Genomic DNA, 23,557 nt, shown 5'->3' with positions numbered 1-23,557 from the left:
TGCCGTCTTCTGTCCGAGGGAACGAGCGGGATTCGTCCCCATCCATGCTCGGAGGGCAGTGGAAAACCCGTATTCAACGGAGGCATGCCCGTGGAACCATATCCCCCAGGCCATGCGTGCCCCTTCGCGGTGCATGGTAATGGAGGGCCTCCTTCAGGGGTCGCCGAGGGCCCCTCAGGGCCCCGGAAGCGCGCGTCATGGAAATATTCCTCCTGGAAGGTGGGCTGCGTGGACAGTGGACCGGACTGGACCGACCTTCTCCCGGAGTTCCGGTGATCGAGAAAACACCGAACATGGAAAGCTTCATGCTCTCGATCCAGGTGGCGTCCTGGAGCGGGGAACGCCAACTGGACTGGATCATACACACGGGCTGTGCTGAGGACGAGATCGTCCTGCAGTTGGCAGACTTCTACATCGCTGTGAAAAGACGTGTCACGTATGACGAGGAGGAAGAGTTCCCCGACTTCCTCGATGAAGGGATCCAGGAAATCCTTGATCTCTTCACGGGACTGATCGACGTCGATCCGGAACTGTGGAGCCCTGAGTCCATGGTTTCTGCGAGGCAGTGGGAAGTGGTAAGGGAGAGGGCCCGCCGCCTCCTGGTGGAAATCGGGGGTTCTTCGTGGTCCTCCTTTTTGGACGGGTGAACTCGTCTCAGGTCGGGGTCGGAGAGCTGGAACGCGGTGATCGCCCTTGCGTCCATGGGAGTAGTGATGGTCGAACAGGCTGTGTGCCTGAGTGATGCGTGCGAGGAGTGCGGTGGTGTCCGGAAGGGCTGGGTCGTTCAACTGGTCAAGAGTGGCAGGCTCCGTTGGGAGGTCGAGTGGGAGTGCCCCGGCTGTCTGGTCTCTCACCAGTGGGTGTGGGGCCCCGCCCCGGCTCATGTGCGCGACCTTTTGATCGACCGGCACGGCGTGGAGCGCTTGAAGGTCGTGGGGGAGGTCCAGAAGAAGGGTGTGCTGCTCAAGGTTTTCAGAGAAGTTTTCGGCGTGCCTATCGCCGAGGCCCAGGAATTCAGTCGGGACGCAATGAGCTCCGGATATGAGGGAACCCGAGTGGAGGTGGCTCTTCTGTCCCGGCTCCTACGTGAGAGGGGTGTGGAAGTCGAGGCGGGCTCTGGTGCGTGCGGGTGATCCTTGGGAGCGGGGAGATACGTGACGACATCCACGAAAACTCCCGCACGCCAGCCGTAGAATGTGATCTTATTGGTGTGGGGTAGCGGAGAGATATGCACGGCCACCGCTGATCATCGGTGTAGGAAGACCGAAGATCGCGCGGTGGCCGCAGGGCACAGCGTGGAGCCTGCCCGTCGGCAGGAGTCGTTCGAGGTCCTGATGTCCCGGACAGCGGACCGGCTCGCGCGGGTTGAACCCCGGCGCCGAGTAAGAGCTCATCTCATGTGGATTCTCGGTAACCAGGCCGCGTGTCGACGGTTGAACGGCTGGTGCCGGACGAGCTGTGGGAACTGTTCCAACCGGTGGTGCCCGAGGCGCCCACCCGACCCCAGGGCGGCGGGCGGCGCAGACACGGCGACCGCCAGGTGCTGGCCGCGACCGTCTTCGTCGCGACCAGCGGCTGCACCTGGGCGCAGCTCCCGCCGGTGTTCGGCCCCCGGTCCCGACGCGAACCGGCGCTTCGCCGGGTGGCCTCCATCGCCCGCCTGCTCGGGGTCAGCAGATCGACGCTGTACTAGCACGTGCCGGAGCTGTCCGGCGGCCGCCCCGGCGCCTGCGGTCAGTCGAGGACGACGCCGTAGACCGCTTCGACGATCCGGGCGGGGAGGTCCAGGCTTCGCGGCTCGATGTTGCTGTGGACGACGACGCTGCGCCGACCGTCCGCGGTGCTCAGCGCGAACGTGAAGGACCCGGGCAGGGTGCCGCTCACACCCCGCAGGGTCAGGCCGTCGGTCGCCGCGGGGTCGAACTCGATCACGCCGAGGCCGTAGCGGGCGTGCGGCAGCCAGACGGCGTCATCGGGGGAGACCGTGGTCCACATCGCGCGGTGCTGTGCCTCGGGCAGCAGGGCGCCGGTGGCGATGGCCCGCAGGAAGCGGCCCAGGTCGCCGGTGGTGGATACGATGCCGCCGGCCGCCCACCCCCACGAGGTGTTGAGCCCGGTGCCGTCGACGGGGGGCCGAGCGGAGTCCTGGACCATCCGTGCGTAGTCCTCCGGGGTGAGTGAGGCCGGGTCGGCGCCGTTGTCGAGGACATCGGCGATGTAGGCCCGCGGGTGCGGGTTCGGGTACCCGGTGTCGGTGGCGGGCCGCACGTAGGTGTCGGCCAGGTCGAGCGGCCGGAGGACCGTGCGTTCGACCTCGGCGGCGTAGCTGTTGCCGGTAGCCTTCTCGATGATCGCTCCGGCCAGGTAGTAGCCGCCGTTGGCGTAGAGGAAGCCCTCGCCGGGCTCTCCGGTCGGCGGCTGGGAGACGGCGAGGTCCAGCAGCTCCGAGGTGGTCCAGACACGGGATGGATCGGTGGCGAGGCTGTGCTGGAGTTCGGGTGCCAGGCCGGTGAGGAACAGGCCGCTGGTGTGGTTGAGCAGGTGCCGGACGGTGATCGTGCCGCCGTCGTAGCCGCCCGCCGCCATCACACCGGGCAGCCAGGTGTCCACCGGATCGTCCAGGCCCAACGTGCCTTCGGCCGCCAGGGTGAGGATCACGGCGGCGGTGAAGGCCTTCCCGGAGCTGCCGATGTGCAGGTGTTCTCCGGCTCGCCGGGTTCGGCCGGTGGTCAGATCGGCCACTCCCGCGGTGGCGAACCACGGTCCCCGCGAGTCGTGGACTTCGGCGACGATGCCGGGAACGCCGTCCTCGGCCACGGCCCGGTCCAGGACCTGCTGCACCTTCTCGTGCGTGGTGGGTGTCATTTCGTTGCCTTTCCAAGGGTGAGCAGCGGGGGCGGGCACTGCTCGGTCAGCGCCCGGCGCGGGTGAAGGCGCGCAGCGACAGGGGGACGAACACGGCCAGCAGCGCGGCGGACCAGAGAAGGACGGCGGCCACCGGGTGCGTGAGCGGCCACGCCGCGTCCGCGCTCGGGGCCCCCGGGTTGCCGAACAGCTCGCGGGAGGCGGCGGTGAGTGCGCTGATCGGGTTCCAGTCGGCGAGGAACCTCAACCAGCCGGGCATGCCGTCGGTGGGGACGAACGCGTTGGAGAGCATCGTGACCGGCAGGAACAGCGGCACCCACTGGGCGGCGCTCTGTTCGTCCTTGACCACGAGGCCCAGGTAGACGCCCACCCAGCTCAGCGCGTAGCGCAGCACCAGGATCAGAAGGAACGCCTGGATCGTGGGGACGGGGCCCTGGTGCGGCTGCCATCCGACCAGCAGGCCTGCGGCGACCATGGCGGCCAGCAGCACCGCGCCGATCACCGAGTCGGCGCCGGTCTGCGCGAACGGTACCGCCAGCCGTGCCATCGGCATGGACCGGAAGCGGTCCATCACTCCGCGGGAGGCGTCGGCGGCCATCCTTCCCATGACGCCCTGCACGGCGGTGAAGGCCATCATCGCGAACAGTCCGGGCATGAGGTAGGCGCGGTAGTCGCCGCCGTCCGGCACCTGGATGGCACTGCCGAAGACGTAGCCGAACAGCACCACCATCACGACCGGGAAGGCCAGTGCCGCAACGATCTGCCCGGGTTCTTGCCGCAGCCTGGCCAGCTCGCGGCCGACCAGGACCAGCCCGTCGGTGAGCGTGTGGCTGAGGCGTTCGCCCACGGTGGGGGTTGCGGCGGTCATCGGGCGGCCTCCGCACGGTCGGTGAGGCGCAGGAAGACCTCGTCCAGGGTGGGGCGGCGCAGGCTCACGTCCACGACTGCGACCCCGGCGCGGTCGAGTTCGCGCACGACGTCGGCGAGCCGGACGCCGACCGCGGGCAGGGGGACGGTGAGGCGGTCGCCCGAGGTCGCCGTGGGCCCGGTGCCCGCGAGGGCGGTCAGGACGGTCGCCGCCCGGTGCTGTGCGGCGGGGTCCTCGACGACGACGTCGAGGCGGTCGCCGATGGCGGCCTTGAGTTCGTCAGGGGTGCCCGCGGCGATCACCCGCCCGTGGTCGATGACGGCGATGTCGTCGGCCAGGTGGTCGGCCTCGTCCAGGTACTGCGTGGTGAGCAGCACGGTGGTGCCCTGGGCCACCAGTTCCCGGATGCTGTCCCAGATCTCGCCGCGGCTGCGCGGGTCCAGCCCGGTGGTCGGCTCGTCCAGGAAAAGCACGTCGGGGCGCTGGATGAGGCAGGTGATCAGGTCGAGGCGGCGGCGCATCCCGCCGGAGTAGCCGGTGACCGGGCGGTCGGCCGCCGTGGCCAGGCCGAAGCGTTCGAGGAGTTCGTCGGCCCGCCGGTGCGCCTCACGCCGGGGCAGGTGGGACAGGCGTCCGAACATGCGCAGGTTGGCGCGGCCGGTCAGTTTCTCGTCGACGGCCGCGTACTGGCCGGCCAGCCCCATCTTCTCGCGGACCCGGCCGGCCTGGCGGACGACGTCGTATCCGGCGACGCGGGCGTGGCCGGAGTCGGGGACGGACAGGGTGGCCAGGATGCGCACCGCGGTGGTCTTCCCCGCGCCGTTGGGGCCCAGGACGCCGCAGACCGTTCCCCTTTCCACGCTCAGGTCCAGGCCGCGTAGTGCTCGGGTGTCGCCGAAGGACTTGTGCAGTCCTTCGGCGAGCACGATCGGATCGGCCATGACGCCTCCACTGGGTACGTTGTACTCGGTTGTCGCGCTCAATGTAGATGACTGGGTACCATGTACGCAACAAGGGGGTGGGGCGGTGACCGACGCCGAGTACGTGAACATCTGGATGCGTCCCGAGCGCGCGGCCCGTGGGCCCCGGCCGGCCTACAGCCGCGCGCAGATCACCGAGGCGGCGATCCGGATCGCCGACGCCGAAGGGCTGGAGGCCGCGACCATGCGGCGGATCGCCGCCGAGATCGGCGCCGGCGCGATGTCGCTCTACCGGTACGTGCCGAGCCGCGACGACCTCATCGAGCTCGTGGCCGACCGGATCCAGGGCGAGGTCGACGTCGCCGGCCTGCCCTCCGGCGACTGGCGGGCGGACCTGGCCCACTACGCCCACGGCATGCGGGGGATGTGGCTGCGCCACCCCTGGATCGCCACCGTGCACCGGTCGCTGCCCGGCTACGGGCCCTGCCAACTGCTGCTGATCGAACGGGTGATGGGGGTTTTGGACGCCCATGTGGGCATCGACGACAACCTCGGCCTCATGGCCCTGTTGAACAGCTACATCGAGGGAGCCGTTCGCGAGGAGATCAGCTCGGCCGAGGAGGCCCGCCGCCGAGGGCTCAGCGAGGCGCAATGGGCGGCGCGGAGCTTTCCGCGCATCCAGCAGATCGTGTCCGGTGGTGAGCACCCGATCTTCACCAAGATCGTGACGGACTCGCGCCGGTCGCGGCTCAGCCGCGACGAGCAGTTCCGGCAGGGGCTGGAACGCGTCCTGGACTGTATCGCCGCGACCGTCTCACCCCAGGGCGGCACCCGCGATCCCGGAACACCGGCGCCGTGACCACATCGCCGACCCGCCCGGCCCCGCTCGTACCTGACGGTGGCCCGCGCCCGGTCTGACGCCTGGACCGCCTCCCACACCCCGCACGGGACGAACCGGGAGAACAGGGCCGCGCAGGTGTCGGAGACGTAGTGGTCGGTGTTGTCGGCGTACCCTGCCTCCAACGCGGTAGAGGCGCACAGGTGCCGGTGCTCGAGGTGGTCGACGAACCCCGCCGCGGTGTCGGGCAGGCCGACCCCGGCGCAGAACGCGGCCAGCTTCTGCTCGCACTCCTCCCACGGCAGCGGGTGCTCGGACCAGTCGGCGTACTCGTTCGAGCCGACGACGGCGATGTCGCCGGTGTGCAGCTCCTCGGCCAGGTAGCGCAACACCATCGCCTCGAAGCGGCGGCGCTCCACCATGCGCCGCCAGTTGCCCGAGGTGAAGCCGATCCCCGACTCCGCATCGTCCGGATCGGTCGGTTGATCAGCCCATTGCCGCTTGCCGGCGTACCTGGTCCGCCCCCAGGTAAGCCACGACCGGCGACAAGCGGCACAGCCATGGAGCTCACGAACTGCGGCGGACAGTTGGTCGTTGCAGACCAAGAGGTTCTTCACACCGGGTCGGCTACAGGCCACTCGGGCTCTGGGCGGAGTCTGGATCTCGGGCATCGACGATTTCGTCCCAGTGCTCCGTTGTCCAGGCGTACACGTCGAGCAGCAGCGCGAGCAGGCTCCGCCCGAGGGGCGTGAGTCGGTAGCCGGTTGGACTGGGGGTGATGAATCCGTCGCGTTCCAGTGACCGGAGTGCGCGAGTGAGTTCCTTGGGGCCGATGCGCGGGAGCTTCAGTCGGAGAGCATTGAACGATTGGTCACCGTGGTCGAGCAGCCGTAGCACGAATGGTGCCCACTTGTTCTGCATCCGGACCGGCAGCATCGACGACGGGCAGAGCTCCTCGTCGAACGTGAGGGGTGTCGTTGGGTGCATACAACAAGCGTAGGTACCCGAGCGGGAACCGGATGTCGATCTAGCATCTCGCACATGTTGAACATCGTGATCTTTGGAGCCGGCGGCCAGGCTGGGACCACTGCTGCGGCCGAGGCATCGTCGCGGGGCCACCATGTGACCGCCTTGCGAAGGGCTGATGCGGACGTCACCGATCCGCAGGCGATAGCCGGGGCGGCGGTCGGGCACGATGCCGCAGTCGTCGCAGTGGCACCCTCCGACGGCGACCCGAGGGAGTTCTATCCCGCCGCCGCGAACAGCCTCGCGGCCGGTCTTCTCGAAGCGGGCATTCAGCGCTTGGTGTGGGTGGGTATCGCGTCACTGCTTCCGGGTGCCTTCGGGGTCGCTCCGGTCGACGCGGAGGGTTTCCCGGCGGAGTACCGCCCGTTCTCCCTCGGCCACCGTGCTGCCCTCGAGAGTTTCACCCGATCGGAACTGGCATGGACCGCTGTGAGCCCGGCGGGAGACTTCGACCGTACCGGCTCGCCTCACCGCCGCTACACCCTGACCGCGGCCGGCGACCTCGGTGCGCGGATCACCTACGCCGACCACGCCCGCGCACTCATCGACCTCGCAGAGCAGCCCAGCGAGCACGTCGGCGAGCATGTCGGCGTTCTGCTGCCGGCATTGCACACGACCGCGACACCAACGTCATAGCCTCCTACGGTCAGCGGTCCTCCAACTCGACGAACCGGCTCGCCCATGCCCTGAACCGGTCGTCGGTCTTCTTCCGACCGGTCCAGAGCGCGTCCAGGTCCTCCGGCGGCTCAAGGCCGAAGTTCTCCTTCAACCAGGTGAGGAACTCATGGTGGCCGTCGCTGTGCTCCTCGACGTCCTCCGGGGCGAGAAACCCGAAGTCGGCGACGGGCTCACTGTCGATCGCCAGAAGCCGGAACAGCTCCCTCAGGTCTCGCGCGATCACATAGAGGTGCCCTTCATCGCCGACCAGGACGACGGGCAGAGTGGCGAGGTCGGTCCGATCGTCGCACCGCCACAGCGCGTAGTCGGAGCCGGAGTGGTTGGCCTGCGCGAAGGGGATGAACCGGCTCAGGAACTCCGGATGCTCAGACCAGGTGTGGAGGCCGGCGTCCGCGCCGTACTCGCGCAGCTCGAAACCCTCCGAGTAGTGGACCGGACCGATCCGGCGCTCGAACTCCTTGAGCAGGTTCAGCTCCGGGATCGGCGAGTACGCCTCGCTCATGTGGCCTCCTTGCCGGGCCGGGACGCCTGGCGTCGTTGCGGACGTCTTGCACCGGCCAGGTGATGCTATCCACGCCGGGGACCACCGGGCAGTGCCGCTGCGCCCCGCGACGGCGACCGCGGGCGCGATTGCGGGGGCCGTCCGGCCGGGGAGCGCAGGCGCCCACGGGGGAACAGCGGTTCCGAGCCGTGGCACGCCCTCGTGCGCCGGTGGCGTCCGCAGTCGTTGCGGCGGTCGTCCTCACTGCATGGGGGAGCAGTCGGCATCGGGGTCCCGCGTGATGGCGATCACGTCGTCGAGCCGGTCGCGCACGTCGAGCAGGTCGGTGATCCGCTGGTCGATGCGGGCGCGTTCGGACTCCAGCTGGTCCAGGAGCGCCGGGTGCGCCTCACCCGAGTCCACGCACGGCAGCACATCGCGGACCACCCTGCTGGGGAGGCCCGCGGCGTACAGCTGTTGGATCAGCCGGACCCGGCCGACGGCGGTGGCGGGGTAGTGCCGCTGGCCGCCGGGGCTGCGGTCGGCCGGGAGCAGATCCTGTTCCTCGTAGTAGCGCAGCGCCCGGACGCTCACTCCCGCCTTGTCGGCGACCTCACCGATACGCACCGGTCCTCCTCCGTGCGGGCGGTATGCCCGATTTGCACCTGACGTCAACGTCAGGTTCTAGCGTAGTGGGTGTCGGCACTCGCCGAGCATTCGCCTCACCGATCTCACGAACGGCCGGTTCCGGCCGCGTGGAAAGGCAGAACATCATGCGCGCAGTCCGTTATCACGAGTACGGCGGTGTGGAGACCCTCGTGGTCGAGCAGGCGCCGGACCCGCACCCCGGACCCGGCGAGATCCGCATCCGCGTCGCGGCGGCCGGCGTCAACCCCGTCGACTGGAAGGTGCGCTCCGGTGCGGTCCGGGAGATGCTCCCCGTGGACCTGCCCGCGATTCCCGGGCGTGACGCAGTCGGCGTCGTCGACGGGATCGGTGACGGGGTACAGGGGGTGGACGTCGGCGACCGCGTCTTCGGCCTGGGCGGCGTCACCGGCGCGACGGCGGAGCTGGCCGTGCTCTCGGCCTGGGCCCACGCTCCCATCACATGGACGGACGAGGAGGCCGCCGGCGCCGGTCTGGCATCCGTCACCGCGATGGGCGGACTGAAGGTGCTCGGCCCCCTGCGGGGACGTACCCTGCTCGTCGAGGGCGCCGCCGGAGGCGTGGGCAGTGCCGCGGTCGAGATCGCGGTGGCCCGGGGCGCCACCGCGATCGGGACGGCCAGCGAGCGCAACCACGCCTTCCTCGCCTCCCTCGGGGCCGTTCCCACCACCTACGGCACCGGCCTCGCGGAGCGCCTGGCCTCCCTGGCCCCGGGCGGCGTCGACATCGCGCTCGACACCGCGGCCTCCGGCTCCCTGGACGACCTCGTCGCGATCGTGGGCGACCCCTCCCGCGTGTCGACGGTCGCCGACCACGCCAATGCGCAGCGCCTGGGCACGCACCTGGCCAACGCGGAGAACGACTCCGCGCTCCTCGCCGAAGCGGGCGAACTCGGCCGACAGGGCCGCTACACACCGCGCATCGAGCGGACCTACCCCCTCGAACGGCTCGCGGAAGCGCACGCCCACGCCGAGCGCGGACACACACGGGGCAAGATCGTGGTCCGCGTCTGAGTCCGTCCGACCGTCCAGGGCTTCCCGCTGCTTCGGCCGCGGGGAGCCCGCGTCCCCGGAGGGGCCGTGCCGATGTCCTTGGGGCGGGAGCGGCGCTCCGGCGCGTCCCCCGCTGTCCCGACCCGCTCGGCGACCGGTTTGCCCCGGCCGATACCCAGGGTGCCCTAGAGTCGGCCGTATGCGGCGAAGGACGGGGCTGGCGGTGGTCGGGATCCTGACCCTGGCCTGGAGCGAGTGGCTGAACTGGCGCTGGTCCCGGACCCTGGTGGGGAGCGGTGGCGGAGCCGCCGACGCCGTGGTCGTGCTCGGTTACCGCAACCCCCAGCCGAGGGCGAACGCCGTCAACCGGTGGCGGGTCCGCGCCGGGATCCGCTCGATCCCGGCCGATAAAGCGCACGCCACCCGCCTGGTCCTCAGCGGTGGCGCGGTCGGCAGCGGCGTCGCGGAGGCCCGGCTGATGGCCGACCACGCGAAGTCGCTCGGGTTCGACGGCACGGTGCTCCTCGAGGACCGGAGTACGACGACCTGGGAGAACGTCGAGAACGTGATCCCGCTGATCGAGGACGCCGAACGCATCGCGATCGTCTCCCAGCCGGCCCACGCGCTCAAGGCCCGCGCGTACCTGCGGCGCCGGCGCCCGGACCTGGCCGCGAGGCTGGTGCGCGCGGACGACTACCGTCCCGGCGAGTGGGTGCTCGTCAAACCTCTGCTGGCCCTGTACGGGCTGTGGGCGCTTCGCCGTCTCGGGGCCGACGAGCGCACCACCTTGACCGGCATGTTCGAAGACGATCCCGGCCTGCTGGAGCAGCGCCCCGGTCAGATACTGATCGCGGACAAGAACTACTACGGGCGCGACTTCGAGCGCTCCCTGGACCAGGCGGGGGTGAGCCTGCTGCGTCCGGCCCGCAAGGGCGAGCCCCCGCGGGCCGGAGCGGCGTTCTTCCGCCCGTTGCGGCAGGTGATCGAGTCGATCAACCAGACGTTCAAGGGCCAGCTGGATCTGGAACGGCACGGTGGCCGCACCCCGGGCGGGGTGATCGCCCGGGTGCTCCAGCGCATCCTGGCGCTGACCGCGGCGGTCTGGCACAACGACCGCACCGGCCAGCCGGTCCTACGCTCGTTGACGGCCTACGACCACTGACCCCTTGGAATTACTCATCTAGCTGCGAACCGCCTATGACCGGACCGCACAAGGGTTCAGAGCGCGGGTGTCCGGTCGCAAGGGCGCCCTGCCCCGGCCCCGTCCGGGCGGGCCCGCCCACTGGGGAAGCCGACCCCGAGCGCGAGGTCCACGAGCCTGTCGACGTCGCCGGAGTCGGCCTTCGCGGGGCCGCCGGTTGCACAGCCAGCGGGTGGGGTCAGCCCAGATCCGCCATGACGTAGGGCTCCAGCTCGGCGGCGAACGTCTCGCTTTTGACTCCTTGCGCCATGCCCGGGGTGCCGGAGTCGATCGGGATGCGCAACGCGCTCGGGCACGATGAGTACGCATCGAGGTCGCTGTCGATGACGAAGGTGGCTACTGCCTCACCGGTCCTGGCCTCGTACACCCTGAACGAGTGCGTCGCCGGGTACACCGGGCTCTCCCCGAAATCCCATTCGCCGGTGCCCATCGGTGTGAACTCCCGCTGATGAACACCGGTCAAGCACACGACCAACTGGCCCGGTAACGGTTCGTCCTCCTGCGTTTCCTCGTCGTAGGCCCGCCATTCGTGAGGCACCGTGTAGATGTCGAAAGATCCACTCCCCAGGTCAGAGCCGGATGAGGGCAACAATTCCACGCCGACCAGCACGAGGTGCGGTCCGGGACCCGCGTAGGGAGGCGCGGCCGGGTTCGGAACGCCCCACCGCCGAGGCAGTAGTCGACGGAATTCGAGGGCTCCGGTGAAGTGGGAGCTGCCGTCGGCACGATCGGGGTGGGTGAGGGAGTCGGTTCCGGCTCACCCGACCCGCCGCATCCTGGGGCGCTCGCCAGCAGCACAGCGATCAGGGACAGCGCACTCCGGTATGGCATGCGTTTCATGGAACCGTAAAACCGTAAAGACGTGCCGAAGGGAACTCTGGTTGTTCCATTCTCCGTCCTGGGAAGACCTCGGTTTCTGGCCTGCTCGACCGGTTCCCCGAGTTGTGCGGGGCGGAGCGTCAGTGGCACACGGTGAGGAACATTCCGGTCGCGCTCGGCCTTTGAGAAGCCCTCATGGTCGCTGCCCGCATCAGGCTGCGGCTTCCTCGTGACGTGCCGGGCGGGGCACCCGGCGGGGGCTGATCAGGATCAACGTCGTCGCCACGGCGAAGCCGGACAGGAGGGCGGATACGGTCAGGACGGCTTGAACCCCGTCGGTGACAGCTTCGCGGTCGGCGCCGCCGTAGAGGGTGTAGACGGCGCCGAGCGCTGCGGTACCGATACCGGCTCCGACGGAGGCCAGGGTGGAGACGCTTCCGGCGACCATGCCGACGCGTTCGGGTGCGGTGACGTTGACCGCCACGGCCATCACCGGCGCTCCGGCGATGCCGCCTCCGGCGCCCCAGGCCAGCAGCGGGACCAGGAGCACCCACCACGGGGTGTCGGGGGCGACCAGCAGCGCCAGCGCGAGGAGCCCGGCGCCTTTGAGGGTGTAGCCCAAGCCGATGACCAGACCGGGCGCCCAGTGGCTGAGGAGCTTGGAGCCGACCATTCCGGTGATCATCTGCGCGAGGAAGATCGGCGTCATCAACAGGCCCGCGAGGGTCGGGCCCAGCAGCAGCGCGTCGGCGAAGTACAGCACCAGGTAGACAGAACCCCCGATGCTCAGAACGCGGGAGAGGAACACCGCGAGCATCGCCCCGGAGAACGCCGGCTGGGTGAACAGCCGCAACTCCAGTGTCGGCTGGGGCACGCGGAACTGGAGGACGGAGAACCCCGCCAACGACGTGAGCGCAACGATCAGCAGTGCCGTGTCCTGTATGCCCCAGGTTGCCTCTGGGCGGAGCATGAGCGTGGTGGCGGCGCCGAGACCGACCATCAGCAGCACGCTGCCCAGCCAGTCCGGACGGGCAGCGGGGCCGGGCTGCGCGGTGCGTGGCAGCACACGCGCTGCGACGATGTAGGCCGCGATGCCCAGGGGGATATTGATCCCGAAGACGGCCTGCCATCCGAAGGCCTCGATCAGCAGCCCGCCCAGGGTCGGGGCGAGCAGCCCGGCCGCAGTGGCGAACGATCCCCAGGCGCCAATCGCGAGGTTGCGTTCTTCACCCGAGTACCGGTCCGAGAGCAACGGGATGCCATTGACCATGATCACCGCAGCCCCGGCGCCCTGGACGACCCGGGCGAGGTTCAAGAACCCCAGGCTCGGCGCCAGCATCGCCGCCAGCGAGGCCAGGGTGAACACCGCGATCCCGGTCAGGAACAACGGCCGCCGCCCCCACCGGTCGGAGAGGCTTCCCACCACCTGCGTGAGGGCGCCCATGGCGACCGTGTAGGTCACCACCACCGACTCCACGGAACCTCCATCGGCGACGTCGGCGCTGATCAGCGGTAACCCGAGCGCGACGATCGTGATGTCGACGACCACCAGCCCGGTGGAGGCCATCACCAGCACCAGCACCCCGCTCAACGGCGGCAGACGACGGGACTTCTCGGCGGCCATACGATCCTCGGCTTTCGACGTGTCAAGGGTTACCTGAGCCAGGGTGCGGCACCAACGACCTAAAAGTCAATGTGTGTGAAGTTTAAGTGTGCGGCCCTAGGATGGGGCCATGCCCAGCTCGCAACGCCGCCGACCGACGACCCGCAAGGGCCGCCCCGTGCTCACCCGCGAAATCATCGCGACCAAAGCCTTGGAGATGGCCGGCGCACAGGGGTTCCGCGCGATCACGATGCACGCCCTGGCCGCCGAACTCGGGGTGACCGTGCGGGCGTTGTACAACTACGTCGAGAACCGCCGCCAGGTCATCGACCTCACCGTCGACCTCATGCTCGACGCCTGGAACCCGCCCCCGCTCGACCCCGGGACCTGGGAGGACTCGGTAGCCGCCCACGCCCGATCACTGCGAGCGCTGTACCGGCGCTGGCCCCGCGCCCTGCTCGTCGCCGTCGACGAGGACACCCCGCCGACCTCGGTCCACCCCAACCGGCTGACCAACCTCGACCGGTTCCTGACACTGCTGCGCGACATCGGCCTCGACACCACCGCCGCGCTCGAGGTCCACCGACACCTGTCCCTGCTCGTGTTCTCCTTCGCCCTGATGGTCGACCACCCCGCCGACCGCGCCACCACCGCGAACCGACCACTCATCCCCGCCCCCTGGCTGGAGGAACACACCGACCTCGACATCCCCACCCTCCGCGAAGCCGCCGCCCTCCCCACGCCGAGCCCGGACGAACAGTTCCAGGCCCTGATCGCCTTGATCACCACACAGGTCAGAAGCCACCTCCACAGTCGGTAACCGGGTTGCTGCAAGGAACGCACCGCGTACGAGGGATGGCACGGTCTCGTCACAGGCCGGGGCGTTAGAGGGCCCGGACCGGTGGCTGGACGCCGGGAACGAATCCGGCGGGGGCCGCACCGTCTCCACGGCGGCCCCGGCCGCCGGCGAACGGCCCCGTGTACGGTCTGCGGCATGACAGCAGAGGAAGGGAAGGCCCCCAGGCCCCGGGTGCAGCTGGTCATCGGCATCGTCCGCCAGGGCCATGAGGTCCTGCTCGTGCGGGAGAGCCTCGGCAGCGGCGGCGAGATGCGCTGGTCACTGCCCGGCGGCGGGGTCGAGGACGGCGAGCTCATGCACGAAGCCCTGCGCCGCGAGCTGCGGGAGGAGACCGGGCTGTTGGTGGGCGACCCGGTGAGGACCGCGTTCCTCATGCACATCGACTCCGAGGAGCACCCCTCCGCAGTGGCCGCAGCCTTCGAGATCGACGAGTGGTCGGGGGACATCGCCCCGCAGGACGACGACATCGAACACGCCGCCTTCTTCCCCCTGCCCGACGCCCTGAAGCTGCTCGGCGAACTGGACAGCGCGACACAGCGGGAGCCCATCCTCGGCTACCTGACCGGGGCCGTCGCGTCGGGGGCCACCTGGCTGTACCGCAACCGGGGCACGCAGGAGAGGCTTGTCGCCCGCTGGTGACGCCAGACCGCATCCACTGTCGTCTTCGCGGCTGCCAACGGTCGCGCGGCCTCGCGCACGGCACTCCGTGATCCGGTGTTGCGTCCCGGACCCCCGTGCCCACGACGGCGGCGGCCCCGGCCGCTCCGCCGGGGACCGTGGCCGCGCATGACATCTGTCATCCCGGGGCCGTGCGGATCGCAGAGGGATCCCGTGACCGGTGGCACTCGGTTGCGGGCGCACCCCGAAATACGTTCGTGGCATGTACCGCAACGATGACTTCTCCACCCCCCTCCCACCGTCACGACCAGCCGCCGGGCCGTTCCGCACGGCGTGGGGCGGCGGTGCGGGGCAGGCCCCGCAGCCCCCGCTGTCCGGAGAGCCCGGCCACTCCGCACCGGTTCCTGGGCGCCGCGGTCCGCGGGCGGTCCCGCCGGGCGTGGAGTACCACCGCGTGCTCGCCGGGGACAAGCGCCGCATCGGTCGGGGCGTCCTCGCGATCGTGCTCCTGGTGGCGGGGCTGTTCGTCTTCAGCTTCGCCTTCGTCCAGGCCGCCACCTTCCTGGACACGCGGATGGGCGACACCAACCCGGCGGCTGGCGGCACCGACTACACGCCGCTCTACCACGCCGCGGGCATGCTCTCCCTCGCGCTGCTCATCCCGTGGAGCATGCTCCTCCAGCGGTGGCTCTACGGGGTGAGGGGCGCCTCGCTGCACTCGGTGGTCTCGGGCTTCCGGTTCGACGTGTTCGGCCGGGCCCTGCTGTTCATCGGCCCCGTCTGGCTGATCGCCGTGGTCGTCATGAACGTCTCGATGCCTTTCGAGCAGACCTACTGGCCGGTCGCCGACCTGGTCGGCGTGCTGGTCGGCACCCTCCTGCTGACGCCCCTGCAGTCGGCCGGAGAGGAGTACGGGCTGCGCGGCCTCGTCTTCCGGGTCGCCGGGAGCTGGAGCCGCGGACCGCGCACCGGGCTGGTCCTCGGCGTCCTCGTCTCCAGCCTGCTGTTCACGACCATCCACGGCGCGGACGACCCGTGGATCAACCTCTGGTACTTCACCCTCGCCGTCAGCCTGGCCGTCATCACCTGGCGCACCGGCGGCATCGAGATCGCGGTCGTCGTCCACGCCTTGCTCAACACGCTCACCTTCATCATCGTCACGGCCCTGCACTCCGACATCGGCAGTGCTGTCACGGACCGGTCGGTGGGCACTGGCTCGGCCGTCCTGCTCGTGCCGAGCGTCACCGTCGCCGTGATCGCGGCGGTGGTGTGGCTGCGCACGCGCAGGACGGGGCCGGCTCTCACCCCTTCCGGCCCACACCCCGTGCGGGTCTGACGGGGCGACGGCGGCCATGCGCGCATGGCCGCCGTCCGGCGACCGCGGCGGCCCGGCGGCCGGTCGACGTTTCTTCCTCTCCTGAACACCGGTGACTTTCTGTCCGACGGCTGGTCTACAACGACGGATACAGGCGAATCGACGGGGGCAACTCATGGGACGACTGGTCGTGGTCAACTTCGTGTCGCTGGACGGCGTCATGCAGTCGGTCCTCTCCGCGGACGAGGACCGGGAGGGCGGGTTCGACGGGGGCGGCTGGGTGCTGCCCTACGTCGACGACGCCGTGGAGCGGTTCATGAGCGAGGCCACGGCCGGAGCCGGCGCGCTGCTCCTCGGCCGCAGGACGTACGAGATCTTCGCCGGAACCTGGCCGTACGGCGACATGGACGATCCCGCCGTGGCGGCGATGAACGCGATGCCCAAGTACGTCGCCTCCCGCACCCTCGAGGACCTCGGGTGGGCCAACTCCGTTCTCCTCGGCGCCGACCTGGTGGCGGAGGTCGGCGGGATCAAGGCCGCGACGGAGGCGGAGACCGTGGTACTGGGCAGCGGGGACCTGCTCCGGACGCTGATCGGGCACGACCTCGTCGACGAGTACCGCCTGCTGGTCTTCCCGCTCATTCTGGGAAGGGGCAAGCAGCTCTTCGCCGAGGGCACGGCCCCGCGCCGCCTGGCCCTGGCCGCCACACGGTCGACACCGTCCGGCGTCCTGATCAACACGTACCGCCGTGCGGCGGAGAGCGCCGCCACCGCATAGGCCCGCCGGCCCGGGGCGGCCCCGCAGGGCCGCCCCGAGCCGAACCCTTCCCACCGCGGATACGGGCGCGCGGACGTCGTCGCGTCCCCTCGCGGAGCGGCATGGACGTGGTTGGATTGGCGACGCACCTTCGCGCCGGAGCGCCCTGGTTCGTCCGGCGCTCGCTGCGCCGCCGCCCCTCGATCGGCTGCCGACAGGGCGGTCGGAGCGCCCTGGCGAGAGGCCGTCCCGGCCCGCTGCTCGACGGCACACCCCCGTGAGGAACCACGCGATGAGCACCCCGCCCGCCTTCCCCCTGAAGCCCGTTCCGATCCACGTCTGCGACGAGGTCCTCGACGACCTGCGCGCCCGCCTCGCATCGACCCGACCGCCGCTGGACGAGGGGAACGAAGACTGGTCCTACGGCGTCCCCGACAGCTATCTCCGTGAGCTGGTCGCCTACTGGCGGGACGGCTACGACTGGCGCAGGGCCGAGGCCGCCATCAACGTCCACGAGCACTACCGGGTGGACGTCGCCGGCGTTCCGGTGCACTTCATGCGCAAGCCCGGCCGCGGCCCGCGGCCGATCCCGCTGATCCTCACGCACGGCTGGCCGTGGACGTTCTGGCACTGGTCGAAGGTGATCGGCCCGCTCGCCGACCCGGCCGCGTTCGGCGGTGACCCCGAGGACGCCTTCGAGGTCATCGTGCCCTCCCTGCCCGGCTTCGGCTTCCCCGGTCCGCTCACCGGCTTTCCGGACGTCAACTTCTGGAAGGTCTCCGACCTCTGGCACACCCTGATGACCCGGACCCTGGGGTACGGGAAGTACGCCGCCGGGGGCTGCGACATCGGCGGGATCGTCTCCAGCCAGCTCGGCCACAAGTACGCCGACGAGCTGTACGGCGTCCACATCGGCTCCGGGCTGCCGCTCGACTTCTTCAACGGCCCCCGGGCCTGGGACTTCGCCCGCAACCGGCCCCTCACCGACGATCAGTCGGCCGATGTCCGCGCCCGGATCGTCGAGATGGACCGCCGCTCGGCGAGCCACCTCGCCGTGCACATGCTCGACGGCGCCACCCTCGCCCACGGGCTGAGCGACTCACCCGCCGGACTGCTCGCCTGGCTGTTGGAGCGGTGGAACGCCTGGAGCGACAACGGCGGCGACGTCGAATCCGTCTTCACCAGGGACGACCTGCTCACCCACGCCACGATCTACTGGGCGAACAACTCCATCGCCACGTCGATGCGTTACTACGCCAACGCCAACCGCTACCCCTGGACGCCCTCCCACGACCGCACTCCGGTCGTACAGGCACCGGTCGGCCTCACCCTCGTCACCTACGAGAACCCGCCCGGGATCCACACCGCAGCCGAACGCGTCCAGGCGTTCAGGAACGGCCCGCAGGGCGACTGGTTCAACCACGTCAACGTCAACGCCCACGACCACGGCGGCCACTTCATCCCCTGGGAGAACCCCGGAGCCTGGGTGGACGACCTGCGCCGCACCTTTCACGACCGCAGGCCCTGACCGGCCTCCGCCGGCTCCCGGGCCGACGGCCGGGAGTCGGCCCGGCGGGGGGTGGGCCCAGGCACTGTTCTTTGAACGGGTCAGGTCGCGGAGCCAGATCCGGACCGAGGCCACTTGAATGGTCCCGTCGAAGATCGCGGCCCGCTTGTCGTAGCGGGCCGCGATCGCCCGGGACGCACGCGCTTGCCCACCCGGGATGTGAACGAGTGCGCGGTCGGTTCCTTCCTCCGGCGACTTCGCGAGTTCGAGCGTTCCGTGTCGGGTCAGTGGAGGAGTGGGATGAGGTAGATGACCTCCCAGGCCTCGAAGACGGCGACGACGAAGAGCACCAGGACGATGACGGGATAGAGGCGCAGGTTGACGCCGAGGCCCGCCCGGTACCCCGCCCGTTTGGACGGCAGTTCGAGTCGCTGGTACCCGAAGGTCGATCGCCAGAGAATGATCGTGCCGAGCGTCGCCAGGATGTAGGCCTGGAATTCGATGATCAGGACGGGGAGGTGGGGGATGAGGGCGATGGCGGCGTCCGAGGACGTCGGGGTGAGCCATATGCCGATTTCCATGGCTCGGTAGACCGTGGCGGCGACCCCGAAGAACGGAATGACGAGCGAGGGGATCGTGGTCGTGAGCAGGGCAGCGAAGGTGAGGTTGAAGATGAACGTGCCCAGGGCCGCCGACACGAAGTCGCCGTTCACGTAGGCGGAGACCACGAAGTCCATGGGTCCGGGCTCCATGAAGGCTTGGGCGCGTTCGAGTCCCCTCTCCTGCAACCCGGGGGAGAGGGCTGTCACGGCCATCGTCGCTCCCAACAGGCCGTAGACGGCGATATTGAGAAGGACGTAGGTTCTTCCATGCTCTCTGATGACGTTCAGGAAATCGCGAAAAAGGCGCATCAGGTCGTTCCCTTCTGGTTCTGCGGCCGAACGGCGACGCCGTTCAGTGGCCGAGGGCATCGAGGGCTGTGGCGATGATGGTGGGTCGCCATTCCCGCTCACGGCCGACGCGCACGGCGGTCAGGCAGGCGTGGGTGAGCACGGCGGCAGCGCTGATCACCCGGATCTGGCGTTCCTCGTCGGAGGAGGCCCAGTCGATCCCGAAGGCGCGTGTGACGGCTTCCCCGCAGGCGAGGAGCTCCGCGGGGGCGTCGTTCGGATCGATGTCGATCAGGCCCAGGGACAGCGTGCTCACGCCTGGCCACTGGAACGTGAGGTCCACGAACCCGGCTATCAGGCCCTGGTCCCGCTCCTCGCCTGCGGGGAGGGCCTCCACCTCGGCGGTGACGGCGGTCACCGCTCGGCTTATCGCGGTGATGGCCGCCTCGTAGAGCGCGTCCTTGGTGGCGAAGCGGCGCAGGATCCCGGCCTTGGAGTATCCGGTCGCGTCGGCGATCTGTTGGACTGATGTGTTCTCGAAGCCGTGGCGGGCGAACAGGCCCGCCGCCCGGTCCACGATCTGAGCGTCGATCTGCTCACTGGTCGGTTTCACCATGGGGAGACCATAGCGCATGTGTGACCATAACGGTCACAAGGTGACCGATATGGTCACAATGGAGATGGTCCATGCGGGAGCGTTGCGGTGGGCGGCGGAGTCCCCTGGCCTGATGCTCTGCTGGCCGGGCGAACTCATGTGGTGGCTCCGTGCTGGGGGTTGACCTCGATGGGGAGGGGCGGGCTCACGCCGGCAACCACCCCGTGGCCAGCGCGAACACCGCCGGCGCAAGGGGTCGGTGGGCGGCAGGCCCCCGGCCTTCGCCCGGGTGGCCCACCGCGAGCGCAACACCGTGGAGCGGGCGATCAACCTGCTCAAGCAGAGCCGCGCGGTCGCGACCCGCTATGACAAGCGGGCCGCGATCTACGACGGGACCGTGCAGGTCCCCCCCGATCAGGATCTGGCTCTGCGACCCGACCCGTTCAAAAAACAGTTCCCGGGCCGACCGGCCCCTCCCGTTCGCCACGCCCCCTGCTCGCGCACGCGTTCCTCCGCGGCCCTCGCGGTGTCCCGGGGGCGGCCGTGCGGGGCCCGCCGGCCCGGGAAGAACGGCGGGCACGGCCGGGCCGCCCTCAGGCCCCCGGCTCCTGGCGGACGCGCTCCTGGTGGCGACGGGCCTTCAGGCGGTTGCCGCAGGTCTTCATCGAGCACCAGCGGGCGGTGTTGGCGCGGCTGCGGTCCAGGAGGAAGAGGCGGCACTCGTCGTTGCCGCAGGGGCGCAGCCGACCGGGCCTGTGCGCCCGGACCTCGTACCAGGCGAGCACCAGCTCCACCGCGAGCCTCCGCTCGGGCGGCCCCTGCAGAGGCCACCGCAGCTCCTCCCGGCCGATCTCGGGGACCCGGTGGGCGCCGGCGAGGATCCGCCGCAGCTCCGTCTCGGGCAGGGGGCCGCGGGTGGCGGCCTGGACCGCGTCCCTGGCCGTCCGCAGCCAGTCGAGCGCCGGCGCCTCGTCCGGGCCGCCGTGCTCCTGCGCCCACCGCCGCAGCACGGCGTCATCGGCCCACAGGTCCTGCGGTCGGCCGTCCACCACCGGGGTGCTGTTCAGTGCCTCCAGCAGTGCCTTTTCGTCGATCACGACCACCCACCTCCCCGTCTAACCCTCTTGCTCCACTTGACAGGTTACCTTGCGTGGGGTCCACTGGGGGTGCAGATAACCACCAAAACAGATTGATGGGGTTAGTCATGGTCGAGGTTCGCCACCAGTACGCCACCGTTCGAGGGCACCGCGTCTTCTACCGGGAGGCCGGTCCCCGCGATGCGCCGGCCCTGGTGCTCCTGCACGGTTTCCCCACCAGCTCGCGCATGTTCCGCCACCTGATCCCGCGGCTCGCCGACCGGTTCCGCGTCATCGCCCCGGACCATCTCGGCTTCGGCCACTCCGACACCCCGCCGGCCGACACGTTCGGCTACACCTTCGACGCGCTCACCGACGTCACCGAGGCGCTCCTGACCGAGATCGGCGTCGACCGCTACGCCGTCTACGTGCAGGACTACGGCGCCCCCATCGCCTGGCGGCTCGCACTCCGCGCCCCGGAGGCGATCACCGCGGTGGTCTCCCAGAGCGGCAACGCCTACGAGGAGGGTTTCGTCCCGCAGTTCTGGGCACCCCTGGAGGCCTACGCCGAGGACCCGGGGCCCGGGACGGAGCCGGCGGTCCGCTCCGCCCTGGGGTTCGACGCCATCCGCTGGCAGTACCTCCACGGCGTGGACCGCCCGGAACTGGTCGACCCCGACACCTGGACGGCCGACCACCGCGACATCAGCCGCCCCGGCAACGACCTCGCGCAGCTCGCCCTCTTCCGGGACTACGCCACCAACCGGCCCCTGTACCCGCGGCTGCACACGTACTTCCGGGAGAGCCGCGTCCCGCTCCTGGCCGTGTGGGGGGAGGGGGACCTCATCTTCGGCCCCGACGGTGCGCGCGCCTTCGCCCGGGACCTGCCGGACGCCGAGATCCACCTGGTGCCCGGAGGCGGCCACTTCCTGCTCGAGAGCCACCTGGACACCGTGGTCGGCCACATGCGGGACTTCCTGGGCCGCACGCTGCTGTGACCAGGGGCGGGGCCGGCACCGAGGAGAGAGCCGGCCCCCGGCGCGGGCTGTGACGCTCCGCCCCCGCGCGGTCCCGGCGGCCGACGCCGCCCGGACACCCGCCGAACCCCGCCGTGCGTGCCGGCGCCCCTCGGCGCGCACGGCAGGGAACGCCCGTGACATGGCCCCGTTCGGGCCGGGACGGCGGCAAGCCCCCGCCGGCGGGGCGGGAATCGGAGTTCTCCTGCGCCCGCCGGCCTCCCCGGCGAGGATGGGGTCATGACCCTCCCGCGCCCCCTCCTCGCCCCGGCCGCACTCCTCGTCCTCGCCCTCACCGCCTGCGGCGGACAGGACACGGCCCCCGACCCGGAGCCCTCTCCCACCGCCGACGCCTCGGCGTCCCCCTCACCCGAGGGCCTGTCGCAGGAAGCCCTGGAGCAACAGGAGATCGACACCGTCTCGGCGTGCACGCACGCGCGCATGGCCGCGGAGTCGTGGGACGTGGCCGCCGGTGTGGAGCCGGCGGAACCCGGTGTGGACGCCGACAGCACCATCACGTCCTTGACGGAGCTGGGCGACATCTACGCCGGGACGGCAGCCGATTTCCTGACGACGGCGACCCCGGAGGCCCGGGAGGCGGTGGCCGACCAGGCCTCACCCCAGGGCATGGTGGCGGTCCTGCGCGAGTGGTGCCTGGACACCGGGGTCATCGACGAGGAGGGGGAGCCGATCGACCCTCCGCCCGGGTACGAGCCCCCTGCCGAGGCGGAGTGACACGGCCTCTCGCCCTCATCGTGGCCCGTTGGCGCAGGACGACGACCCGCGTAGGGGGAAGCCCCGCCCTTCACACGATGTGGAGGGCAGGGCTTCTTCGCGTCCAACCGCACACCTGTCGCGCACGGCCGCGTCAGGTCTGGAAGGGCGGGGGGTTGGTCCCGCGCAGGCGGTAGTCGGGGCGGGGCCGTTCCAACCGGATCGACTCCAGCACGGTGTAGGCGTGGTACTTGGTCTGGGTGGTGGCGCCCGCAAGGCGCTCCCACCACAGTTGCCCGTTGCCGGTCCGCTTCTCCAGAACGTGCTGGGTGGTGTAGTTCGCCATGGAGTTGATCCAGTTCTCCGTGCCGACGAAGACCCTGTCCTGGCCGGCGCCGGCCAGGATGCCGACCAGCGCGTCGGAGCCGCTGAACCGCTCGACCGCCGCGGTGGCCCCTTCGAGCACGTCGGCGAAGTACTCCACGCACAGCTCCACCTGCTCACGGGTGCCGTAGTGCATGTGGTGCCCGCCGACGAAGAAGTCGAAGTCGTACTCGAGGATCTGGGAGTGCGCCTCGTACCAGCCGGAGATGTTCTGCGAGGCGTCGCAGTGCATGAACGTCACGGAGCCCGGGCTCAGGATGTCCACGGCGGTGAGCACCTTCTGCCGGGGGGCGTAGACGAAGATGTTCCCCGGGCAGTGGTTCTCGCCCTTGTAGGACAGGTGCAGCTCCACGCCGCCCACGTCGAGGACGTAGTCGTTCTCGAACGTGCGCGTCGGCACCGGGCGCTTGGGGTCGGGGAACCGCTCCAGGAGTTCCTTGGTGATGCTGTGGGCGACGATCTCGACGTCGGGGCCGTACACGGAGGCGGCGCCGATGTGGTCGGCGTGCCAGTGGCTGTAGACCACGTGGGTCACCGGTTGGTCGGTGACCTCCTCGATCGCCGCCAGCATGTTCTCGCCCAGCGTCGGCGGTGCGTCGATGGCGACCACGCCCTCGCCGGTCACCACGAACGCGGCGTCGTAACCGGCGCTGGTGACCCAGTAGAAGCCGTCGCGCAGTTCCTCCACGTGGTAGCCGTACTTCTGGAAGCGCTCACTCCGCAGATACGGGGGGTAGTAACCCTCGGGGTCGGAGGGGTCGTCCTCCCCGGTCCTGGGGAAACCGTAGTGGTCGATGCCGTAGAAGTCCGGGGCGCTGTCGGCGGTGATGGTTCTCTGGCTGCTGGGGCACATCGGTGAAATACCTTTC

The 23,557-nt window shown here is 70.1% G+C and carries 25 protein-coding genes and 3 pseudogenes; 16 read left to right on the top strand and 12 right to left on the bottom strand.

Annotated features, from left to right (window positions below; translation table 11 throughout):
- The first annotated feature begins 272 nt into the window (after nt 1–272).
- The 3 genes and pseudogenes from ACQPYD_RS18555 to ACQPYD_RS18545 form a co-directional block, all read left to right on the top strand.
- Nucleotides 273–647, top strand: a complete 375-nt coding sequence (locus ACQPYD_RS18555) for a hypothetical protein (protein ID WP_433696857.1) — start codon at nt 273–275, stop codon at nt 645–647.
- A 66-nt stretch (nt 648–713) separates the two neighbouring features.
- Complete coding sequence (locus ACQPYD_RS18550; RefSeq protein WP_433696856.1) at nt 714–1,133, top strand: hypothetical protein; 420 nt, start codon at nt 714–716, stop codon at nt 1,131–1,133.
- A 290-nt stretch (nt 1,134–1,423) separates the two neighbouring features.
- Nucleotides 1,424–1,646 (top strand): annotated as a pseudogene (locus tag ACQPYD_RS18545) (transposase); the annotation flags it as partial.
- A gap of 88 nt (nt 1,647–1,734) precedes the next feature.
- On the opposite strand, the gene ACQPYD_RS18540 reads toward ACQPYD_RS18545, so the two are convergent.
- The 3 genes from ACQPYD_RS18540 to ACQPYD_RS18530 are packed head-to-tail and all read right to left on the bottom strand — an operon-like array spanning nt 1,735 to nt 4,674.
- A complete protein-coding gene (locus tag ACQPYD_RS18540; protein WP_433696855.1) occupies nt 1,735–2,865 on the bottom strand; it encodes a serine hydrolase domain-containing protein in 1,131 nt (376 codons plus the stop codon).
- Nucleotides 2,866–2,911: 46 nt separating this feature from the next.
- Entirely contained in the window at nt 2,912–3,733 is an 822-nt protein-coding gene (locus tag ACQPYD_RS18535; RefSeq protein ID WP_433696854.1) for an ABC transporter permease, read from the bottom strand.
- A complete protein-coding gene (locus ACQPYD_RS18530) occupies nt 3,730–4,674 on the bottom strand; it encodes an ATP-binding cassette domain-containing protein (protein ID WP_433696853.1) in 945 nt (314 codons plus the stop codon). Before ACQPYD_RS18530 ends, ACQPYD_RS18535 begins: the two co-directional genes overlap by 4 nt.
- A gap of 85 nt (nt 4,675–4,759) precedes the next feature.
- Between ACQPYD_RS18530 and ACQPYD_RS18525 the strand changes: the two genes are divergently transcribed.
- Together ACQPYD_RS18525 and ACQPYD_RS18520 are read left to right on the top strand one after the other, a co-directional pair.
- Nucleotides 4,760–5,512, top strand: coding sequence for a TetR/AcrR family transcriptional regulator (locus tag ACQPYD_RS18525; protein WP_433696852.1), 753 nt, complete (start codon nt 4,760–4,762; stop codon nt 5,510–5,512).
- Nucleotides 5,513–5,731: 219 nt separating this feature from the next.
- On the top strand, nt 5,732–5,875 hold the full coding sequence (locus ACQPYD_RS18520) for a hypothetical protein (protein ID WP_433696851.1): 144 nt from the start codon (nt 5,732–5,734) through the stop codon (nt 5,873–5,875).
- 243 nt (nt 5,876–6,118) lie between these two features.
- Here ACQPYD_RS18520 and ACQPYD_RS18515 read toward each other — a convergent pair whose 3' ends face one another.
- Nucleotides 6,119–6,478, bottom strand: coding sequence for a winged helix-turn-helix transcriptional regulator (locus ACQPYD_RS18515; RefSeq protein ID WP_433696850.1), 360 nt, complete (start codon nt 6,476–6,478; stop codon nt 6,119–6,121).
- 54 nt (nt 6,479–6,532) lie between these two features.
- Here ACQPYD_RS18515 and ACQPYD_RS18510 point away from each other — a divergent pair, with 54 nt between their 5' ends.
- The gene (locus tag ACQPYD_RS18510) at nt 6,533–7,153 is read left to right on the top strand and encodes an NAD(P)-dependent oxidoreductase (protein ID WP_433696849.1); all 621 of its coding nucleotides are present in this window, start codon (nt 6,533–6,535) and stop codon (nt 7,151–7,153) included.
- A 10-nt stretch (nt 7,154–7,163) separates the two neighbouring features.
- Here ACQPYD_RS18510 and ACQPYD_RS18505 read toward each other — a convergent pair whose 3' ends face one another.
- Together ACQPYD_RS18505 and ACQPYD_RS18500 are read right to left on the bottom strand one after the other, a co-directional pair.
- On the bottom strand, nt 7,164–7,697 hold the full coding sequence (locus ACQPYD_RS18505; RefSeq protein WP_433696848.1) for a hypothetical protein: 534 nt from the start codon (nt 7,695–7,697) through the stop codon (nt 7,164–7,166).
- Between the two features lie 240 nt (nt 7,698–7,937).
- Nucleotides 7,938–8,303 (bottom strand): MerR family transcriptional regulator, encoded by a 366-nt coding sequence (locus ACQPYD_RS18500; protein ID WP_433696847.1) that lies wholly within the window; start codon nt 8,301–8,303, stop codon nt 7,938–7,940.
- A gap of 146 nt (nt 8,304–8,449) precedes the next feature.
- Here ACQPYD_RS18500 and ACQPYD_RS18495 point away from each other — a divergent pair, with 146 nt between their 5' ends.
- The 3 genes and pseudogenes from ACQPYD_RS18495 to ACQPYD_RS18485 all read left to right on the top strand — a co-directional run.
- A complete protein-coding gene (locus ACQPYD_RS18495; RefSeq protein WP_433696846.1) occupies nt 8,450–9,355 on the top strand; it encodes an NADP-dependent oxidoreductase in 906 nt (301 codons plus the stop codon).
- Nucleotides 9,356–9,533: 178 nt separating this feature from the next.
- Nucleotides 9,534–9,932: pseudogene (locus ACQPYD_RS18490) on the top strand (YdcF family protein); the annotation flags it as partial.
- A 111-nt stretch (nt 9,933–10,043) separates the two neighbouring features.
- Nucleotides 10,044–10,496 (top strand): annotated as a pseudogene (locus ACQPYD_RS18485) (IS982 family transposase); the annotation flags it as partial.
- Between the two features lie 217 nt (nt 10,497–10,713).
- Here ACQPYD_RS18485 and ACQPYD_RS18480 read toward each other — a convergent pair.
- Nucleotides 10,714–11,145 carry a hypothetical protein gene (locus ACQPYD_RS18480; RefSeq protein WP_433696845.1) on the bottom strand — a complete coding sequence of 144 codons (432 nt, stop codon included), beginning with the start codon at nt 11,143–11,145 and terminating at the stop codon, nt 10,714–10,716.
- A 420-nt stretch (nt 11,146–11,565) separates the two neighbouring features.
- Nucleotides 11,566–12,978: an MFS transporter gene (locus ACQPYD_RS18475; protein WP_433696844.1), complete on the bottom strand. Its 1,413-nt coding sequence runs from the start codon at nt 12,976–12,978 to the stop codon at nt 11,566–11,568.
- A 109-nt stretch (nt 12,979–13,087) separates the two neighbouring features.
- Between ACQPYD_RS18475 and ACQPYD_RS18470 the strand changes: the two genes are divergently transcribed.
- From ACQPYD_RS18470 to ACQPYD_RS18450, 5 genes are all read left to right on the top strand, one after another.
- Nucleotides 13,088–13,777, top strand: a complete 690-nt coding sequence (locus ACQPYD_RS18470) for a TetR/AcrR family transcriptional regulator (RefSeq protein ID WP_433696843.1) — start codon at nt 13,088–13,090, stop codon at nt 13,775–13,777.
- Between the two features lie 174 nt (nt 13,778–13,951).
- Nucleotides 13,952–14,455: an NUDIX hydrolase gene (locus tag ACQPYD_RS18465; RefSeq protein WP_433696842.1), complete on the top strand. Its 504-nt coding sequence runs from the start codon at nt 13,952–13,954 to the stop codon at nt 14,453–14,455.
- Between the two features lie 241 nt (nt 14,456–14,696).
- The gene (locus ACQPYD_RS18460; protein ID WP_433696841.1) at nt 14,697–15,770 is read left to right on the top strand and encodes a lysostaphin resistance A-like protein; all 1,074 of its coding nucleotides are present in this window, start codon (nt 14,697–14,699) and stop codon (nt 15,768–15,770) included.
- A gap of 154 nt (nt 15,771–15,924) precedes the next feature.
- On the top strand, nt 15,925–16,527 hold the full coding sequence (locus ACQPYD_RS18455; RefSeq protein WP_433696840.1) for a dihydrofolate reductase family protein: 603 nt from the start codon (nt 15,925–15,927) through the stop codon (nt 16,525–16,527).
- Between the two features lie 271 nt (nt 16,528–16,798).
- The gene (locus tag ACQPYD_RS18450) at nt 16,799–18,034 is read left to right on the top strand and encodes an epoxide hydrolase family protein (RefSeq protein WP_433696839.1); all 1,236 of its coding nucleotides are present in this window, start codon (nt 16,799–16,801) and stop codon (nt 18,032–18,034) included.
- A 263-nt stretch (nt 18,035–18,297) separates the two neighbouring features.
- Here ACQPYD_RS18450 and ACQPYD_RS18445 read toward each other — a convergent pair whose 3' ends face one another.
- From ACQPYD_RS18445 to ACQPYD_RS18435, 3 genes are all read right to left on the bottom strand, one after another.
- Complete coding sequence (locus ACQPYD_RS18445) at nt 18,298–18,828, bottom strand: hypothetical protein (RefSeq protein WP_330157369.1); 531 nt, start codon at nt 18,826–18,828, stop codon at nt 18,298–18,300.
- 139 nt (nt 18,829–18,967) lie between these two features.
- Complete coding sequence (locus ACQPYD_RS18440) at nt 18,968–19,519, bottom strand: TetR/AcrR family transcriptional regulator (protein ID WP_433696838.1); 552 nt, start codon at nt 19,517–19,519, stop codon at nt 18,968–18,970.
- Nucleotides 19,520–20,091: 572 nt separating this feature from the next.
- On the bottom strand, nt 20,092–20,595 hold the full coding sequence (locus tag ACQPYD_RS18435) for a CGNR zinc finger domain-containing protein (protein ID WP_433696837.1): 504 nt from the start codon (nt 20,593–20,595) through the stop codon (nt 20,092–20,094).
- Nucleotides 20,596–20,702: 107 nt separating this feature from the next.
- On the opposite strand from ACQPYD_RS18435, the gene ACQPYD_RS18430 reads away from it, so the two are divergent.
- Both ACQPYD_RS18430 and ACQPYD_RS18425 read left to right on the top strand, forming a co-directional pair.
- Nucleotides 20,703–21,572: an alpha/beta fold hydrolase gene (locus tag ACQPYD_RS18430; protein WP_433696836.1), complete on the top strand. Its 870-nt coding sequence runs from the start codon at nt 20,703–20,705 to the stop codon at nt 21,570–21,572.
- Nucleotides 21,573–21,830: 258 nt separating this feature from the next.
- Nucleotides 21,831–22,325: a hypothetical protein gene (locus tag ACQPYD_RS18425; RefSeq protein WP_433696835.1), complete on the top strand. Its 495-nt coding sequence runs from the start codon at nt 21,831–21,833 to the stop codon at nt 22,323–22,325.
- 133 nt (nt 22,326–22,458) lie between these two features.
- Here ACQPYD_RS18425 and ACQPYD_RS18420 read toward each other — a convergent pair whose 3' ends face one another.
- The gene (locus ACQPYD_RS18420; protein WP_433696834.1) at nt 22,459–23,541 is read right to left on the bottom strand and encodes an MBL fold metallo-hydrolase; all 1,083 of its coding nucleotides are present in this window, start codon (nt 23,539–23,541) and stop codon (nt 22,459–22,461) included.
- Nucleotides 23,542–23,557: the final 16 nt, after the last annotated feature.

The organism is Nocardiopsis sp. CA-288880 (assembly GCF_050955985.1).
Lineage (GTDB): Bacteria > Actinomycetota > Actinomycetes > Streptosporangiales > Streptosporangiaceae > Nocardiopsis > Nocardiopsis tropica.
Note: the sequence above shows the minus strand (reverse complement) of the source record. Positions and strands in the feature narration are given on the sequence as shown.